This window comes from Pseudomonas sp. Z18(2022), from assembly GCF_036346535.1.
GTDB lineage: Bacteria > Pseudomonadota > Gammaproteobacteria > Pseudomonadales > Pseudomonadaceae > Aquipseudomonas > Aquipseudomonas yamanorum_A.
This window is the reverse complement of record NZ_JAOTOA010000070.1, coordinates 1-530: the sequence shown is the minus strand read 5'-3', so window position 1 is coordinate 530 and position 530 is coordinate 1. Positions and strand designations below refer to the sequence as shown.

The window sequence follows — 530 nt, the reverse complement described above, 5'->3', positions numbered from 1 at the left end:
CAGATCGTCGAAAGCATCCTGCGCAACCGCCACGACTTTGAAGGCCAGGACTTCTTCTTCAACCTGGTGCGCGACTACCCCAAGCGCGACCAGGTCATGCAGTACGGCGAGAGCGATCTGGCCTTCATCACCCGCCTGTTGGCCGATGTGGGCATCTGGTACCGCTTCACCCGCGATGAACGCCTGAACATCGAGGTGGTGGAATTCCACGACGACCAACGCCATTACCAATTCAATGTCGAGCTTGCCTACCGCCCGCAATCCGGGCTCAGCAGCACCGGGCAAGATGGCGTGTGGAACCTGCAATCCAGCCACCAGGTGGTGGAGCAGCACGTCAATATTCGCAGCTACCACCACCGCGTGGCCCACGCCCACCTGAACGGGGAAATCGACCAAACCCGTGGCGCCACCACCACCTACGGCGAGGCCTATCACTACGCCGAACCCTATACCGTCATGGGCGACCGCTACGCCTTCGACGAAGACCTGCAAAGCGAAAGCGGCTACTTCTACGCCCGCTTGCGCCACGA

1 protein-coding gene is annotated in these 530 nt (G+C 60.9%); it reads left to right on the top strand.

The window, feature by feature from the left end; translation table 11 throughout:
- Positions 1 to 530 (top strand): type VI secretion system tip protein VgrG (vgrG, locus tag V3W39_RS33630; protein WP_330214192.1); only part of this gene is annotated, 530 nt, incomplete at both ends.